The sequence below is a fragment of the Streptomyces sp. PsTaAH-137 genome, from assembly GCF_003259365.1.
GTDB lineage: Bacteria > Actinomycetota > Actinomycetes > Streptomycetales > Streptomycetaceae > Streptomyces.
Map to the genome: position 1 here is coordinate 63153 of NZ_QLLY01000013.1, position 16826 is coordinate 79978.

A 16826-nucleotide genomic window follows, 5' to 3' on the forward strand; every position below is an offset into this window, starting at 1 on the left:
CCCGCTCGCCATCCCCGTTCGTCCGTCACCGAGGACACCCATGTCTCTGACCAGTGATCCACCCCTGGGCACCACCGATACCGACCCCCGCGCCGAGGTGCCGAAGGACGCCTACGCACACCTCACGGTCGTCCCCGTACGCCATCCCCTGCGGTGGGTCGCCATCGTCGTGACCGCCGTGCTGCTCGCCCAGTTCGCGCACGGCCTGGCCACCAACGCCGGCTGGGAATGGGAGGTGTTCGCGGAGTTCTTCACCGCGGACGTCATCCTCAAGGCCGTCTGGACCACGCTCCAGCTCACCGCCTACGGCACGGCGCTCGGCTTCGCCCTCGGCATCGTCATCGCCTTCATGCGGCTGTCGAGCAGCCGGTTCCTGCGGACGGTGGCGTTCGGCTACATCTGGGCGTTCCGCTCGATCCCGCTGATCGTGCAGCTGCTGTTCTGGTTCAACCTGGCCTATCTGTACAAGCAGTTGACGTTCGGCATCCCCTTCGGGCCGGGCTTCTTCTCCTTCGACACGATGGGGCTCGTCGGCGCGATGAGCGCCGCCGTCCTCGGCCTCGCCCTGCACCAGGCCGCGTATGCCGCCGAGATCGTGCGCGGCGGTGTACTCGCCGTCGACGGCGGCCAGTTGGAGGCCGCGGCGGCCCTCGGCATCCCGCGCCTGCGGCAGATCCGCCGCATCGTGCTGCCGCAGGCGATGCGCTCGATCCTGCCCAACGCGGCCAACGAGGTCATCTCCCTCTTCAAGGGCACCTCGATCGTCTCCGTCATGGCGATCGGCGAACTCTTCTACCAGGTGCAGGTCATCTACGGCCGCAACGGCCGCGTGGTGCCCCTCCTGATGGTCGCCACCGCCTGGTACATCCTCCTGACCAGCGCACTCTCCGTACTCCAGCACTACGTGGAGCGCCACTTCGCGAAAGGTTCCACCCGATGAGCGCCATGGTGGACATCAAGTCCGTGCACAAGAGCTTCGGCTCCGTCGAGGTGCTGCGCGGCATCGACCTGGAGGTGCGGGCCGGCGAGGTCACCGTCGTCCTCGGCCCCTCCGGCTCCGGCAAGTCGACGCTGCTGCGCACCATCAACCACCTGGAGAAGGTCGACAGCGGCTGGATCAGCGTCGACGGGCAGCTCGTCGGCTACCGCCGCTCCGGGGACAAGCTGTACGAGCTGCGCGAGCGCGAGATCCTCAAGCAGCGCACCCACATCGGCTTCGTCTTCCAGAACTTCCATCTCTTCCCGCACCTGACGGTCCTGGAGAACATCGTCGAGGCCCCGGTCTCCGCGCTGGGACGGCCCCGCGCCGAAGTGGTGGACAGCGCCCGCAAGCTGCTCGACCGCGTCGGCCTCGCCGACAAGGCCGCCGCCTATCCGCGGCAGCTCTCCGGCGGCCAGCAGCAGCGCGTCGCCATCGCCCGGGCCCTCGCCCTGGAACCCAAGCTGCTGCTGTTCGACGAGCCGACGTCCGCGCTCGACCCCGAGCTGGTCGGCGAGGTCCTCGACGTCATCCGCGACCTCGCCCACCAGGGCACCACCATGATCGTCGTCACGCACGAGATCGGCTTCGCCCGCGAGGTCGCCGACACCGTCGTGTTCATGGACGAGGGCCGCATCGTCGAGCGGGGCGCCCCCGGCGACGTACTCGACGCACCCCGGGAGGACCGCACCCGGGCGTTTCTCTCCAAGGTCCTCTGACCGCCCGACGTCCCTTTTCCATCGCCCCTTTGAGGAGTACGCACATGCTGTCCCGCCGCACCCTGACCGCCTCCGTCGCCGCGCTCGCCCTGTCCCCCCTGCTCACCGCCTGCGGAGGGGACAGCGACGCCGCCACCACCGGCGCCGGCACGAAGAAGGTCGGGAACATCAACATCGGCCCCGACCAGCACCGCATCCGCGGCAAGAAGGTCGACAAGATCGCCGCGCTGCTTCCGGCGGCCGTGCGCGAGCGCGGCACGCTGCGGCTCGGCGGCAGTGCCGACGCCTCGCCGCCACTCGGCTTCTTCGCCACCGACGACAAGACCCGCATCGGCTCCGAACTCGACCTCGCCGTCCTCGTCGCCGACACCCTCGGGCTCAAGATCAAGCAGGAGCTGGTGAGTTGGGAGAACCTGTTCGTCGGGCTCGACAGCGGCAAGTTCGACGCCGTCTTCTCCAACGTCACCGTCACCGAGGAGCGCAAGGAGAAGTACGACTTCGCCACCTACCGGCTCGACAACATCGCCTTCGAGGCGAAGAAGGGCACGAGCTGGCGGGTCGAGGAGCCCGAGGACGTCGCGGGCAAGACGATAGCCGTCTCCTCCGGCACCAACCAGGAGAAGATCCTCGTCGACTGGAGCAAGCGCAACGAGAAGGCGGGCCGCAAGCCCGTCACCATCAAGTACTTCCAGAAGGACACGGACTACTACCTGGCGCTCCAGTCCGGCCGCATCGACGCCTACCTGGGGCCGAGCCCCGCCTCCTCCTACCACGTGGCGTCCGCCGGGCAGTCGCAGATCATCGGCACCATCTCCGGCGGCGGTGACGAGGTCCAGGGCGAGATCGCCGCGACGACCAAGAAGGGGAGCGGGCTCGTCGATGCCTACGCCGCCGCGCTGAACCATGTCATCGCCGACGGGTCGTACGCGCGGGTGCTCAAGCGGTGGGGGCTGTCCAGTGAGGCCGTGCCGAAGTCCGAGGTCAACCCTGCCGGGTTGCCCAAGACGTAGGTGGGTGGCGTGTGCTTCGGTCCGCCGCGACGCCGTCGTGGCTGGTCGCGCAGTTCCCCGCGCCCCTTACGGGGCGGGGGCCTGCCCCCTCGATGAAAGGTTCCTCCCGTCATGCTGCATCTCGCCGCCGCCGTCGACCTCGCCGACACCTACGACCCCGCGGCCTACCTGGAGCTCACCCGGCTCGCCGAGCACGGCGCGCTCGACTTCGTCACCCTGCACGACACCTTCGGCGCGCCCGGTCCTGACGCGCTCGCCGTGCTGTCCAGGGTCGCCCCGGAGACCTCGCGGATCGGGCTCGTGCCGACCGTGACCACGACCCACACCGAGCCGTTCCACGTCCAGGCCGCCGTCGCCACCCTCGACTGGGTGAGCCGGGGGCGGGCCGGGTGGCGGCCCGATGTGTCCCCGGGCGACGAAGAGGCGCGTCTCTTCGGACGGCGGGCCGTGGTGCCCCCGCCCGCCGACCTGTGGCACGAGGCCGGAGAGGTCGCCGACGTGGCGAAGCGGCTGTGGGACAGCTGGGAGGACGACGCCGAGATCCGGGACGCCGCCACCGGCCGCTTCATCGACCGCGACAAGCTGCACTACGTCGACTTCGAGGGCCGGGCGTTCTCCGTGCGCGGCCCCTCGATCGTGCCACGGCCGCCCCAGGGCCGGCCCGTCGTCGTGGTCGACGCCACGCAGCCGTACGCGTACGACGTCGCGGCCCGGCACGCCGATGTCGCGCTCGTCGGCGTCTCCGACCCGGCCCGGCTCGCCGCCGCCCGGAGCGGGCTGCGGCGCCGGGCCACCGAGCACGGCCGCGACCCGGACGAGCTGCGGGTGCTCGGCGCGCTCCGCATCGACCTCGGCGGCGGCGAGCACGCCGCCCAGCCGGGGCACGGCGGCGGCCCGCTGCCCACCGACGAGGGACCGCTGTACCGGGGCGGCCCCGTCGACCTGGCCGACCTGATCGCCGACCGGTACCGGGCCGGCGCCGCCGACGGCTTCCACCTCACCCCGCTCGACCCGCGCCGCGACCTGGAACGCCTCGTCAACGGCACCGTGCCGCTGCTCCAGCACCGCGGCCTGTTCCGCACCTTCTATCCGGGCGCCACCCTGCGCGAACACCTGGGACTCGCCCGGCCCGTCAGCCAGTACGCAGCCGCCCCGGGGGTCCTCTCATGACCAGCCGCACCACCCGCACGGACGACGCCCGGCAGATCCATCTCGCCGCCCACTTCCCCGGCGTCAACAACACCACCGTGTGGGCCGATCCCCGTTCGAGGTCCCAGATCGACTTCGCGTCCTTCGAGCATCTGGCCCGCACCGCCGAACGCGGCCTGTTCGACTTCTTCTTCCTCGCTGAAGGGCTCCGGCTGCGCGAGCAGCGCGGCCGCATCCACGACCTGGACGTCGTCGGCCGCCCCGAGTCGATCACCGTGCTCAACGCGCTGGCCGCCGTGACCGAGCGCCTCGGCCTCGCCGCCACCGTCAACGCGACCTTCAACGAGCCGTTCGAGACCGCCCGCCGTTTCGCCACCCTCGACCACCTCAGCGGCGGCCGCGCCGCCTGGAACGTGGTCACCTCCTCCGACGCGTTCACCGGTGAGAACTTCCGCCGCGGCGGCTACCTCGACCGCGCCGACCGCTACACCCGCGCCGCCGAATTCGTCGAGCTGGCGCGGGAGTTGTGGGACGCGGGCACCGGCCACCCCGTCCGCCACCAGGGGCGGCACTTCACCGTCGAGGGCGACTTCACCGTGCCCCGCCCGCCGCAGGGCCACCCCGTCGTCATCCAGGCCGGGGACTCCGCCGAGGGCCGCGAGTTCGCCGCGTCCGCCGCCGACGTGATCTTCACCCGGCACGGCACCCTGGAGGCCGGGCAGAGCTTCTACGCCGATGTGAAGGCGCGGCTCGCCGCGTACGGGCGCGAGCCCGACGATCTCAAGATCATGCCGGGGGTCACCGTGGTGCTCGGCGACACCGCCGCCGAGGCACAGGAGCAGGCCGCCGAGATCCGCCGGCAGCAGGTCTCCCCGCAGACCGCGATCCTCGCCCTGGAACAGGTGTGGGGCGTGGACCTCTCCTCCTACGACCCCGACGGACCGCTGCCCGACATCGACCCGGTCCCCGACTCCGGCCTCTCCCAGGGCCGCACCCGGCGCGGCGACGTCGTCGAGATCGCGGAGAAGTGGCGGGCCGTCTCCCGCGCCAAGGGCCTGTCCATCCGGCAGACCGTGATCGAGACGACCGGCCGGCAGTCGTTCATCGGGACGCCCGACGCGGTCGCCGCCGAACTCGACGCGTTCGTACAGGGCCGCGCCGCCGACGGATTCATCCTCGTCCCGCACCTGACCCCCGGCGGCCTCGACCCGTTCGTGGACCGGGTCGTCCCGCTGCTCCAGGAGCGCGGCGTCTTCCGCACGGAATACACCGGCTCCACCCTGCGCTCCCATCTGGGACTGCGCACTCCCGAAAGGATCCTCACCGCATGACCGACGCCGCCGACGCCTGGCAGCAGTGGCACGAACAGCGGACCGCGTCCGTCTCCGCGCCCCACGGGCCCCTCTCGCTCACCGGCACCTTCTGGCTCGACGACTATCCGGACGGCAAACTTCCGGCCATCCCCGGAGAGTGGCGGACGGACGGTGACGCCGTCGTGCGCACCCTCGACGGGGAGGAGACCCGGCTCGGCGCCGACGCCACCGTCGCGCTCGGCGAGCGGCGGCTCGTCGTGATCGTCCGTGAAGGACTGTGGGCCGTACGGGACTTCGACCCGGCCGCGCCCGCCCGCACCGCGTTCCTCGCGTCGCCGGGGATCGACGCCACTCCGTACGACCCGCGCTGGTCGGTCGAGGGCCGCTTCACCCCGTACGCGGACGGGAGCACGGACGTCCGCGTGGAGAACGCCGACGGCAGGAAGCGGGCGCTCGGGCTCGCGGGTGAACTCGCCTTCACGCTCGCCGGGCAGGAGCACACGTTGCAGGTCGCGCGGCAGGCGGACGGCCGGCTCTGGGCCGTGTTCGCCGACGGCACCAGCGGCCGCGGCAGCTACCGGTTCCGTTTTCTGCACCCGGCGGCGCCCGACGCCGAGGGCCGCACGACCGTCGATCTCAACCGCGCGACGCTGCCGCCGTGCGCCTTCGCCGATCACTTCATCTGCCCCTTCCCGCCCCCGGGCAACACCCTCACCGTGAACATCGAGGCGGGCGAGCGGAACCTGGCGGCGCCCCGGACCGTCTGACAGGTCGAGCCGAGCCCCGGCGGCCCTCGTACCGCACCGTACGAGGAAAGCCGCCGGGGCATTCCGTCGTTGCGTCCGAAGATCGGTTGGGAGGCCGAAAGGCGCCCTTGTGCCGAGTAGTTGAGAGACCGAATACTCCCGAACAGCGCTTGTCAGGGTCACGGCGTGTTCGGAATCCGGACCACCACCGTCCCTGACCGCGCCTCACCGGGCCCCGACCCCACGCGGGCCCCCGACTCTCCTCAGGAGGGAACGACCAGTGAGGATCAAGCGCACCACCCCCCGAAGCGGCGTTGCGAGACGGACCGGGCTGATCGCCGCGGGCACCGGACTGCTGGCCGCCGCAGCGTTCACCATCCCGTCCGCGCACGCCGCGGAGAACCAGACGTTCAGTGCGGCCCAGCTCACCCGCGCCAGCGACGCCGTCGAGTCCGCCGACATCGGCGGCACCGCCTGGGCGGTCGACGCGAAGACCGGCAAGGTCCTCGTCACCGTCGACAGCACCGTGTCGCAGGCCGAGATCAACACGATCAAGGAGTCGGCCGGCAGCAACGCGGGCGCGCTCCGGATCGAGCGGACCAACGGCACCTTCAAGAAGCTGATCGCCGGCGGCGACGCCATCTACGGCGGCGCCTACCGTTGCTCCCTGGGCTTCAACGTCCAGGACAACAGCGGCAATTACTACTTCCTGACCGCGGGCCACTGCGGTGAGGTCGCCTCCACCTGGTACTCGAACTCCGCGAAGACCACGGTGCTGGGTTCCAACGTGAGCTACAGCTTCCCCACCAACGACTACGCGCTGGTGAAGTACAGCAACAGCTCGATCGCCAAGTCCGGCACCGCGGGCAACACGGACATCAAGAGCTCGGGCACGCCGAGCGTGGGCACCACGGTCTACCGTGACGGCTCCACCACCGGCATCCACAGCGGCAAGGTCACCGGGCTCAACGCCACCGTGAACTACGGCAGCGGCGACATCGTCTACGGCATGATCCAGACCAACGTCTGCGCCGAGGGCGGCGACTCCGGTGGCGCCCTCTACTCCACCAGCGGCGTGGCCTACGGTCTGACCTCGGGCGGCAGCGGCAACTGCACGTCCGGCGGCACGACCTTCTTCCAGCCGGTCACCGAGGCGCTCAGCGTCTACGGCGTCCACGTGTTCTGACGCAGCCACCGCCAGAACCGCACCAGCACCGCAGCCACCAGTGGAAGCCCCCGTCCGGCAGCGCACCGGGCGGGGGCTCTCCCGTACCGCCCCGCACGGAGCTACCGTCGAAGGACGCGCCTGAACCACGCGCCTGAAGCGCCCACTTCGGACCCCGGGGGGCCGTGAGATGGTCGAGGAACTGGTGGCGGCCGCAGTGACCGTCGTCTGTGCCGGAGCGGTGTACGCGATGGCCGCGGCCCGCGTCGTCAAACAGTACGAGCGCGGGGTGGTGTTCCGCCTCGGCCGGCTGACCCCGGCGGTGCGCGGACCCGGGCTCACGATGATCGTGCCGTTCGTGGACCGGCTCCGTAAGGTCAACATGCAGATCGTGACGATGCCGGTGCCCGCGCAGGACGGCATCACCCGGGACAACGTCACGGTGCGGGTGGACGCCGTCATCTACTTCAAGGTGGTCGACGCGGCCGAGGCCGTGGTGCAGGTCGAGGACTACCGGTTCGCGGTCTCCCAGATGGCGCAGACGTCACTGCGCTCCATCATCGGCAAGAGCGACCTCGACGATCTGCTCTCCAACCGTGAACAGCTCAACCAGGGACTGGAGTTGATGATCGACAGCCCGGCCGTCGGCTGGGGCGTCCAGATCGACCGGGTGGAGATCAAGGACGTGTCGCTGCCCGAGACCATGAAGCGGTCGATGGCCCGGCAGGCCGAGGCCGACCGGGAGCGGCGGGCCCGGGTCATCAACGCCGACGCCGAGTTGCAGGCGTCCCGCAAGCTCGCCGAGGCCGCGCAGCAGATGGAGGACACTCCCGCCGCGCTCCAGCTCCGGCTGTTGCAGACCGTGGTGGCCGTCGCCGCCGAGAAGAACTCGACGCTGGTGCTGCCGTTTCCGGTGGAGCTGCTGCGGTTCCTGGAGCGGGCGACGCCCCCGGGCCGTGTCGAGGAGGGGGACGCGCCGTAGGGGTTCCCCCGCGCCCGCGTCAGGGCGATTTCTGGACAGGACTAGTCCTCACCCTGTGCCCAAGCGTGCGCGCACGGAGTGTTTGCTTTGGGGATCGCAGGCGGACGACCTCGGCGGTGCCGGGGCGCACAAGAGGGAGGGGGCGTAGGTGGGTTGACGTACGCGCGTCCTGAAGTCGACCTTGTGTGCCCCCTGTGACGGTCGGGATAGTGGGCCCGTCAGCCTCACGGAACCCGGTCCGTCCCCCACGACTACCGGACTCCCAACCCCCCACAGGAGGACGAGAGTTGAAGCACCGACGCATACCCAAGCGGCGTGTCGCCGTGGCCGGAGCGGGAATAGCCGCCCTGGCCGCCGCGGGCATCACCTTCCAGACTGCGAACGCCAGTACGGACACCCCTGATCTGACGGCGAAGAGCATCTCCGTCGCGAAGGCCGGAAATCTCGCCTCGTCGCTGCACAAGGACCTCGGCGCGGACGCGGCGGGCAGCTACTACGACGCCAAGGCCAAGCACCTCGTGGTCAACGTGCTGAGCCAGGACGCGGCGCGGACCGTCGAGGCGGCCGGCGCCCGGGCCAGAATCGTGCAGAACTCCCTGGCCGCGCTGAAGAGCGCCCGTACGACGCTGAAGAGCGACGCCTCGATCCCGGGCACGTCCTGGGCCACGGACCCCGCCACCAACAAGGTCGTCGTCACCGCCGACCGCACGGTGAAGGGCGCCGACTGGCAGAAACTGAGCAAGGTCGTCGACGGCCTCGGCGCGAAGGCCGAACTCCAGCGCACCCAGGGCGAGTTCAAGACCTTCGTCTCCGGCGGCGACGCCATCTCGGGCGGCGGCGGCCGCTGCTCCCTCGGCTTCAACGTGGTCAAGGACGGCCAGCCGTACTTCATCACCGCCGGCCACTGCACCGAGGCGATCTCCACCTGGTCCGACTCCAGCGGCCAGGAGATCGGCACGAACGAGCAGTCCAGCTTCCCGGACAACGACTTCGGCCTCGTGAAGTACACCGCGGACGTCCCCCACCCCAGCGAGGTGAACCTCTACGACGGCTCCGCCCAGGCGATCACCAAGGCCGGTGACGCGACCGTCGGCCAGAAGGTGACCCGCTCCGGCTCCACCACCCAGGTGCACGACGGGACGGTGACGGGGCTCGACGCCACCGTGAACTACGGCAACGGCGACATCGTGAACGGCCTGATCCAGACCGACGTCTGCGCCGAGCCCGGCGACAGCGGCGGTTCGCTGTTCTCCGGCGACACGGCGATCGGCCTCACCTCCGGCGGCAGCGGCGACTGCACGTCCGGCGGCGAGACGTTCTTCCAGCCGGTCACGGAAGCGCTCTCCACGTTCGGCGCGGAAATCGGCTGACCGGTTTTCCGGGGCACCCCGCACATGCGGGGTGCCCCTTTTCCGGGAAATTCTTGTGAAAGTTTTCACAAAGTCGCAAGGGACGTTAGGCCCTCGATGTCTGTGCAGGTGGGGGAGGAGTGGCGGGGGTCTGAGGTGATCTTGACGGGACCTTCGGCTCCCCATTCGGGGCCCTTCTGCGGCAGTCGCGGCGACCGGAAAGGTGTGCAATCGAACTGACGAAGAAAAAGGCCGCGAAGAAGGAGATCCTGCCGTGGATGCCAAGGGGATGGTCGACGAACTGGTCACCGGGGCGCTGGAGGCGCTCGCCCGGTTCGAGACGTACGACCAGGAGCAGGTCGACCACATCGTCAAGAAGGCGTCCCTCGCGGCGCTCAGCCACCACGGCGACCTGGCGAAGGCCGCCGTCGAGGAGACCGGGCGCGGGGTCTTCGAGGACAAGGCGGTCAAGAACCTCTTCGCGAGCGAGCACGTCGTGAACTCGATGCGCGGTCTGAGGACCGCAGGAGTCATCTCCCGCGACGAGATCAACGGCATCACCGAGATCGCCGAGCCCGTCGGCGTCATCTGCGCGATGACCCCCGTCACCAACCCGACCTCCACCACGGTCTTCAAGGCGCTGATCGCCCTCAAGACCCGTAACCCGATCGTCTTCGCCTTCCACCCCAGCGCCCAGAAGTCCTCGGCCGAGGCCGCCCGGATCGTGCGCGACGCCGCCGTCGCTGCCGGTGCCCCCGAGCACTGCGTGCAGTGGATCGAACAGCCCTCCATGGAGGCCACCGGCTTCCTGATGAACCACGAGGGCGTCTCCACCATCCTCGCCACCGGCGGAAACGCCATGGTCAGGGCCGCCTACTCGTGCGGCAAGCCCGCCCTCGGCGTCGGCGCGGGCAACGTCCCCGCCTACGTCGCCAAGGACGCCAAGCTGGGCCGCGCCATCCACGACATCGTCCTGTCCAAGGCCTTCGACAACGGCATGATCTGCGCCTCCGAGCAGGCCGTCGTCCTCGACCAGGAGATCTACGAGGATGGCATCGCCGAGCTGCGCCGCCTCCAGGCCCATGTGCTGACCGCCGCCGAGAAGACCAAGCTGGAGGAGTTCGTCTTCGGCACCACGGCGTACGGCACCGACTGCGCGGGCGCCAAGCTGAACGCCTCCGTCGTCGGCAAGCCCGCGACCTGGATCGCCGAGCAGGCAGGATTCGAGGTCCCCGCCGACACCTCGATCCTCGTGGCCGAATGCGCCGAGGCCGGCCCGGGCGAACCCCTCACCCGCGAGAAGCTGTCCCCGATCCTCGCCGCACTGAAGGCCCGCGACACCGAGCACGGTCTCGAACTCGCCGCGCAGATGGTCGAGTTCAACGGACTCGGCCACTCCGCCGCCATCCACACCGAGTCCGAGGAACTGGCCGAGGAGTTCGGCCGCCGCGTCAAGGCGATCCGCGTCATCGTCAACTCGCCCTCCACCTTCGGCGGCATCGGCGACGTCTACAACGCCTTCCTCCCGTCGCTGACCCTGGGCTGCGGCTCCTACGGCCACAACTCCGTCTCCAACAACGTCTCGGCGGTCAACCTCGTCAACATCAAGCGGATCGGGCGGCGCAACACCAACATGCAGTGGTACAAGATCCCGCCGAAGATCTACTTCGAGCGGAACGCCGTCAAGTACCTCGGCGAGATGGACGGCGTCAGCCGCGTCAGCCTCGTGACCGACAAGACGATGGGCGCCATCGGCTTCGTCCAGAAGATCACCGACATCCTCGCCGCCCGCCCGCAGCCGGTCACCGTCCAGGTCATCGACACCGTCGAGCCCAACCCCGAGCTGGCCACCGTGCAGGCGGGCGCCGCCGCCATGCGGGACTTCCGGCCGGACACGATCATCGCGCTCGGCGGCGGCTCGCCGATGGACGCCGCGAAGATCATGTGGCTGATGTACGAGCACCCCGAGATCGAGTTCGCCGACACCAAGGAGAAGTTCTTCGACATCCGCAAGCGGGCCTACACGTTCCCGCAGCTCGGCGAGAAGGCCAAGCTCGTCGCGATCCCGACCACCTCCGGCACCGGCTCCGAGGTCACCCCCTTCGCCGTCATCTCCGACCCCGAAGCGGCCCAGAAGTACCCGCTCGCCGACTACGCGCTCACCCCGAACGTCGCGATCATCGACCCGATGCTCCCGATGAACCTCCCGCCGACCGTCACCGCCGACTCCGGCTTCGACGCGCTGACCCACGCCACCGAGGCGTACGTCTCCGTCTACGCCAACGACTTCACCGACGGCCAGTGCCTCCAGGCCATCAAGCTCATCTTCGAGAACCTGGAAGCCTGCGTGACGGACGGCGCCAAGGCCCCCGAGGCGCGCGAGAAGATGCACAACGCGTCGACGATCGCGGGCATGGCCTTCGCCAACGCCTTCCTCGGCCTGGTGCACGCCATGGCCCACACCCTCGGCAACACCTTCCACGTCGCCCACGGCCGCACCAACGCGCTGCTCCTGCCGCACGTCATCCGGCACAACGGCACGGTCTCGTACAAGGCGACCCCGTGGCCCAAGGCCGAGACCTACCGGGCGCCCGAGCGGTTCCAGGAGATCGCGAAGATGCTGGGCCTGCCCGCCGCGACCCCGGAAGAGGGCGTCGAATCGTACGCCAGGGCCGTCGAGGAACTGCGCGACCGCTGCGGCATCCCGGCCTCGTTCGCCGCCGAGGGCGTCGACGAGAGCGCCTTCCTGGAGGCGCTGCCCCAGCAGGCCATGAACGCCTACGCCGACCAGTGCGCGCCCGCCAACCCGCGGATGCCGATGATCGACGACATGAAGCGGCTCATGCGGCAGGCGTACTACGGGAACCGGGAGGGCACGCCCACCGCCTGACCCGCCTCCCCCCGAGGACGCGCGCCCCGGCACCGTACGCACTACGGTGACGGGGCGCGCTTTTCCGTATGCCCGACGGGAGTACGGGGATCAGGACTCGGCGAGTTCCGGCGGCGTCAGGAAGCGGCCCATCGGCAGCACCGGCCGGCCCCACGTCGAGGCCATCACCTGGCCCGCGAGCAGATACAGCGCCCCGGCCGTGGCGCCGAGACCGAACCAGCCGGCGACCCGGTTCCAGCCTTCGATGCCGGTGAAGCCGTTGCAGGTCATCGCGACGAACACGACCAGGACGCAGCTGAAGGTGAGCAGCAGCACCAGGTGGATGCGCCAGCTCGCCAGCCACAGGACGAAGACCACGAAGACCCAGGGGAGCGTGAACAGGCCCATCGCGTCGCCCCGGATGGACGGGTCGAGCGACGGCACGATCCACTGGAGCATCAGGGCCTTCGCCATCCAGAACAGACCGAAGCCGCCGAAGACCGTGGCGTGCCAGGTGTCGCCGCGCTGGACCTGGAAGAGACCGGCGAGCAGCTGGGCGAGACCGCCGATGAGGAAGCCGACCGTGGGCACGTCGGCCGCCGCGAGACGGTCGGGGAAGATGCCCGCGTCGATGCCGGTGGCGATCATCGTGACGACGATGAAGCCCGTGAGGCCGAGGGGGCCGAGCTGGGCCTGGGCCGTGGGCTCCATCCGTTTGACGGAGCTGGCCTGGGCGGCCGGGCCGGTGCGGTGGGGGAGGTTCAACGGGGGCGCCTTTTCGTGTGCCGGGTGCTTTTTCGTGCGCGGGTGCGGGCGGGGCGTGGTTGCTCGCGCAGTTCCCCGCGCCCCTTAGAGGGGCGCCGGCTCTGGCGGCGTTGAAGTGGCGCGCTTCTTCTCGCGCCAGGCCGACACCAGCAACGTCACCGCCATACCCAGCACCGCCCACGCCGCGAGGACCAGCAGGGACCGCGTCATGGCGTTGCCGTGGAAGTACGCGATCGAGCGGGCCGCCCACGTGCCCGCGCCCGGCGGGAGCCAGGGGCCGATCGCCTGCCAGAACGGGGGCAGCATCGGCAGCGGGAAGGCACCGCCCGCGCTCGGGTTGCCCGCGACGACGACCACCAGGACGGCCAGGCCGATCCCGACGATGCCGGTCAGCTCCTCCAGGGCCAGGGTGAGCGCCCCGACCGCGAACGTGACGAGCGCGCCGAGCCCGGCCAGGCCCCAGAACGAGCCGGGCAGCGCGCCCAGGATCGAGTCACCGATGATGAGCGAGCCGCCGATGCCGCCCGCGATCGCGACCAGCGCCATCGTGCCGAGCCGGATCAGCGCGCGCGGCGGACTGGTCGGCTTGGAACCGGCGCTGATCGACATGATCGAGGCGCACAGATAGCCGCCGACGCACCAGCCGACGACGAGATAGAACGCCGACAGCCCGTCGAAGTCCTTCGCCGACGCCGGTGCCACGTCGACCGCGCGGATCGTGCGCTGCTGGGTGGCGTCGATCTCACCGGCCAGGTTCTCCAGCGCGCTGGCCAGGACGGTGCCGCCGCCGGACGCGACGAGCAGGGTGTCCGTGGTGCCGCGCGCGTTCAGGATCAGGGCGCCGTCGATCTCCCGGTCCAGGATCTTGCGCTTCGCCGTCGCCGCGTCGGAGACCACGCGCGGGTCGAGCGGGGAGCCCGACAGTTTCGCCAGTTGCTGCTCGGTCTGCTGGGCCACGGCGGCCGTCGGACCGACGACGCCGAACGGCACGTCCTTCGGCTTCGGACTGTGCAGCGCTCCCACGTAGGAGGCGATGAACAGCAGCTGCAGCGCGAGCACGCCGATGACGAGCAGCGCGGCCCGTGGGGTGACGGCGTCCTTGAACTCTCGGGCGAATCCATCGGCGAATCTCATGTCCCCACCGTCCGGCGGGGCACCGTTCCATGCAGTCGGGGTGGACCGAACGAGTGGCCCCGCGACGGCCGCCGCGTCCGACCGGCCCTGCCCGCGCGCCCGGGCACGCCATAAGCTCGTCCTCCCGACCCCATGGAGACTGCGCCGTATGACCGAACAGACCCAGACGCTGTCGCTGGTCCTGAGAACCATCAGGAGCGGCCTGGCGGTGACACGGCCCGAGTTGAGCCGGCACACCGGCCTGGGCCGGACGATCATCCAGCAGCGGGTCGACCACGCGCTCAGGGCCGGGCTGCTCAGCGAGGGCGAGCCCGCGCCGTCGACCGGCGGCAGACCGTCGCGGATCCTGCACATCGCGGCCGGGCGCGGCGCCGTCCTCGGGGTGGTCTTCGGCGCCACGCACCTGCACCTCGCCGTGGCGGACCTGGACGGCACGCAGCTCGCCGACCGGCGGCTGCCCTGGGACGTCGAGGCCGGCCCCGAGGCGTCCCTCGCCGCGCTGTTCGGGGCCGCCGCCGAACTGCTCACCGGTGAACTGGCGGACCGGCTGTGGGGCGTGTGCGTGGGCGTCCCCGGACCGGTCGACTTCGCCCGGGGCACGCCCGTCCATCCGCCCATCATGGAGGGCTGGCACGGCTTCCCGCTGCGCGAGCGCCTGGAGGCCCACTTCGCCGTCCCCGCCTGGGTCGACAACGACGCCAACGTGATGGCGCTGGGCGCCTGGAGCCACGACCGGGTCACGGCCGGGGACAACGTCCTGCTGGTCAAGGCCGGTACGGGCATCGGCCTCGGCCTGATCTCCCGGGGCCGCCTGCACCGCGGGGCCAGGGGCGCGGCCGGGGACCTGGGCCACACCATCGTCGCGGCCGAGTCCCGCCACCGGTGCCGGTGCGGGAAGTTCGGCTGCCTGGAGGCGCTCGCCGGGGGCTGGGCGCTCGCGCGGGACGCCCGCGCCGCGGCCCTCGCCGGACGCAGCGCCTTCCTCCAGGAGCGGCTCGACCACCTGACCGTCACCGAGGTCCTGGACGGCTGCGCGCACGGCGACCCGGTGAGCATCGAACTCGTCACCCGGGCCGGGGAACTCGTCGGCTCCCAACTGGCGCTGCTGGTCAGCGTGTTCAACCCGTCGACCGTGTATCTGGCGGGCACGCTGGCGCAGGCCGGCGACGTGTTCCGCGCCCCGGTCGTCGACCAGGTCACCCGGGGCGCCCTCCCGCTGGCCACCGACGAACTCGTCATCACCGAGGCCGACCCGGACCGCGCCGAGGGCGTGGGCGCGGCCCAGCTGGCCATCGAGGAACTGCTCCACCCCGACATGCTCGGCGACTGGCTGCCCCACGGCACCCCGCGCGACGCCCACGCCCGCGAGCGGGCGGGGGCCGAGCCGCTCTATCTGTCCTGAGCGGCCACGCTCACCCGGGGCGCTGCGTCTCCTTCACGTCCACCCAGCCGCCGTCCTGCGCCGACGCCACGACCGCCTCGGCGATGTGCGCGGCCCGGACCCCGTCCGCGAAGGTCGGCATCCCCTCGACCTCCGTACCGCGTACGGCGGCATGGGCGTCGGCGACGAAGTCCGCGAAGCACTCGTAGTAGCCCTGGGGGTGACCGGCGGGCAGGCCCGCCGAGCGGCCCACCGGCGACTCGGCGCGGTCGGGGTCGCGCACGACGACCCGGGCGCCGTCGCGGCCGCCGATCCACAGCGACTCGGGGGTCTCCTGATGGAAGGCGAAGCTCTCGTCCGGCCCGTCGAAGGAGAACGACAGGGCGTTCTTGTAGCCGGCCGACGCCTGGCTGACGACGACCGAGCCCACGGCGCCGGAGTCGGTCCGCAACTGCACGACCGCCCCGTCCTCCGTCGCGACCGGACGCGGGGTGCCGTCCGGTCCCGGGCGGGTCGCGGCGGTCCGCGCGAAGGTCGCCGACACCTGGGTGATGCGCTGGCCGGTCACGAACTCCGCCAGGTCGCACCAGTGGACGCCGATGTCGCCGAAGGCGCGGGTGGCGCCGCCGTCCGCCGGGTCCACGCGCCAGTTTCCGGTGCCGGGATCGGCGAGCCAGTCCTGGAGGTAGCTGCCGTGCAGCAGCCACGGCGGCCGCTGCCCCGGCCGGGCGAGCCGCAGCCGGGCCTCGCGCACCGAGGCGTAGTACCGGTAGACGAACGGCACCGCCGTCACCAGCCCCCGCTCAGTCGCGAGTTCGTGCAGCTCCTGGGCGGTCACCGCGTCCGTGGCCAGCGGCTTCTCGCAGACGACGGGGACACCCGCGGCGAGCGCGGCGCGGGCGAACCGGGCGTGCGAGGCATTGGGCGTGCACACGTGCACGACGTCCACCCCGGCCCGCAGCACGTCCTCGACCGAGTCGAAACCGCGCCCCGCGCCGAACCGCTCCGCCGCGCTCCGGCCCTTCTCCGGGCTCGACCCGACGATCCCCACCACGTCGGCGCCCGCCGCGCGCGCGGACCGGGTGTGCACCGCCCCCATGAAACCCGTTCCGATCACCGCGACACGGAGTTGACTCATGATGCCCTCGTCTTCCTCTCCCAAGGGGGCTTCAGCAAAGCCTCACACGAACAAAAGGTATGGCCCTGAAGAGAACCTTGGCCGATAGTTTTGTTCAAACTAAGCTAAAGTCGCGAATGGAGCCAAG

General features: G+C 70.8%; 14 protein-coding genes. 11 read left to right on the forward strand and 3 right to left on the reverse strand.

All coding sequences use genetic code 11. The features are described 5' to 3' along the window. Positions 1–40 precede the first annotated feature (40 nt). The 10 genes from K377_RS26935 (at position 41) to adhE (ending at position 12302) form a co-directional block, all read left to right on the forward strand. Positions 41–940: an amino acid ABC transporter permease gene (locus tag K377_RS26935; protein ID WP_111666123.1), complete on the forward strand. Its 900-nt coding sequence runs from the start codon at positions 41–43 to the stop codon at positions 938–940. Continuing rightward, complete coding sequence (locus tag K377_RS26940; protein ID WP_111666124.1) at positions 937–1698, forward strand: amino acid ABC transporter ATP-binding protein; 762 nt, start codon at positions 937–939, stop codon at positions 1696–1698. Before K377_RS26935 ends, K377_RS26940 begins: the two co-directional genes overlap by 4 nt. Before the next feature lie 44 nt (positions 1699–1742). After that, positions 1743–2708, forward strand: a complete 966-nt coding sequence (locus K377_RS26945; RefSeq protein WP_111666125.1) for an ABC transporter substrate-binding protein — start codon at positions 1743–1745, stop codon at positions 2706–2708. A gap of 111 nt (positions 2709–2819) precedes the next feature. Beyond that, on the forward strand, positions 2820–3878 hold the full coding sequence (locus K377_RS26950) for an LLM class flavin-dependent oxidoreductase (RefSeq protein ID WP_111666126.1): 1059 nt from the start codon (positions 2820–2822) through the stop codon (positions 3876–3878). Then, a complete protein-coding gene (locus K377_RS26955; RefSeq protein ID WP_181512652.1) occupies positions 3875–5188 on the forward strand; it encodes an LLM class flavin-dependent oxidoreductase in 1314 nt (437 codons plus the stop codon). The genes K377_RS26950 and K377_RS26955 overlap by 4 nt, the downstream gene beginning before the upstream one ends. After that, positions 5185–5937, forward strand: a complete 753-nt coding sequence (locus K377_RS26960; protein ID WP_111666127.1) for a DUF1684 domain-containing protein — start codon at positions 5185–5187, stop codon at positions 5935–5937. Before K377_RS26955 ends, K377_RS26960 begins: the two co-directional genes overlap by 4 nt. Positions 5938–6196: 259 nt before the next feature. Beyond that, positions 6197–7102, forward strand: coding sequence for a S1 family peptidase (locus K377_RS26965; RefSeq protein ID WP_111666128.1), 906 nt, complete (start codon positions 6197–6199; stop codon positions 7100–7102). A 169-nt stretch (positions 7103–7271) separates the two neighbouring features. Further along, a complete protein-coding gene (locus K377_RS26970; protein WP_111666129.1) occupies positions 7272–8063 on the forward strand; it encodes a slipin family protein in 792 nt (263 codons plus the stop codon). A gap of 287 nt (positions 8064–8350) precedes the next feature. After that, positions 8351–9433 (forward strand): S1 family peptidase, encoded by a 1083-nt coding sequence (locus K377_RS26975; protein ID WP_111666130.1) that lies wholly within the window; start codon positions 8351–8353, stop codon positions 9431–9433. Positions 9434–9686: 253 nt separating this feature from the next. Continuing rightward, entirely contained in the window at positions 9687–12302 is a 2616-nt protein-coding gene (gene adhE / locus K377_RS26980; RefSeq protein ID WP_258395131.1) for a bifunctional acetaldehyde-CoA/alcohol dehydrogenase, read from the forward strand. Positions 12303–12392: 90 nt separating this feature from the next. On the opposite strand, the gene K377_RS26985 is transcribed toward adhE, so the two are convergent. Then, positions 12393–13046: an acetate uptake transporter family protein gene (locus K377_RS26985; RefSeq protein WP_111666132.1), complete on the reverse strand. Its 654-nt coding sequence runs from the start codon at positions 13044–13046 to the stop codon at positions 12393–12395. Between the two features lie 84 nt (positions 13047–13130). After that, positions 13131–14180, reverse strand: coding sequence for a DUF3533 domain-containing protein (locus tag K377_RS26990; RefSeq protein ID WP_111666271.1), 1050 nt, complete (start codon positions 14178–14180; stop codon positions 13131–13133). 148 nt (positions 14181–14328) lie between these two features. On the opposite strand from K377_RS26990, the gene K377_RS26995 reads away from it, so the two are divergent. Beyond that, positions 14329–15582: an ROK family protein gene (locus tag K377_RS26995; RefSeq protein ID WP_161195100.1), complete on the forward strand. Its 1254-nt coding sequence runs from the start codon at positions 14329–14331 to the stop codon at positions 15580–15582. A gap of 10 nt (positions 15583–15592) precedes the next feature. Here K377_RS26995 and K377_RS27000 read toward each other — a convergent pair whose 3' ends face one another. After that, positions 15593–16699: a Gfo/Idh/MocA family protein gene (locus K377_RS27000; protein ID WP_202455459.1), complete on the reverse strand. Its 1107-nt coding sequence runs from the start codon at positions 16697–16699 to the stop codon at positions 15593–15595. Positions 16700–16826: the final 127 nt, after the last annotated feature.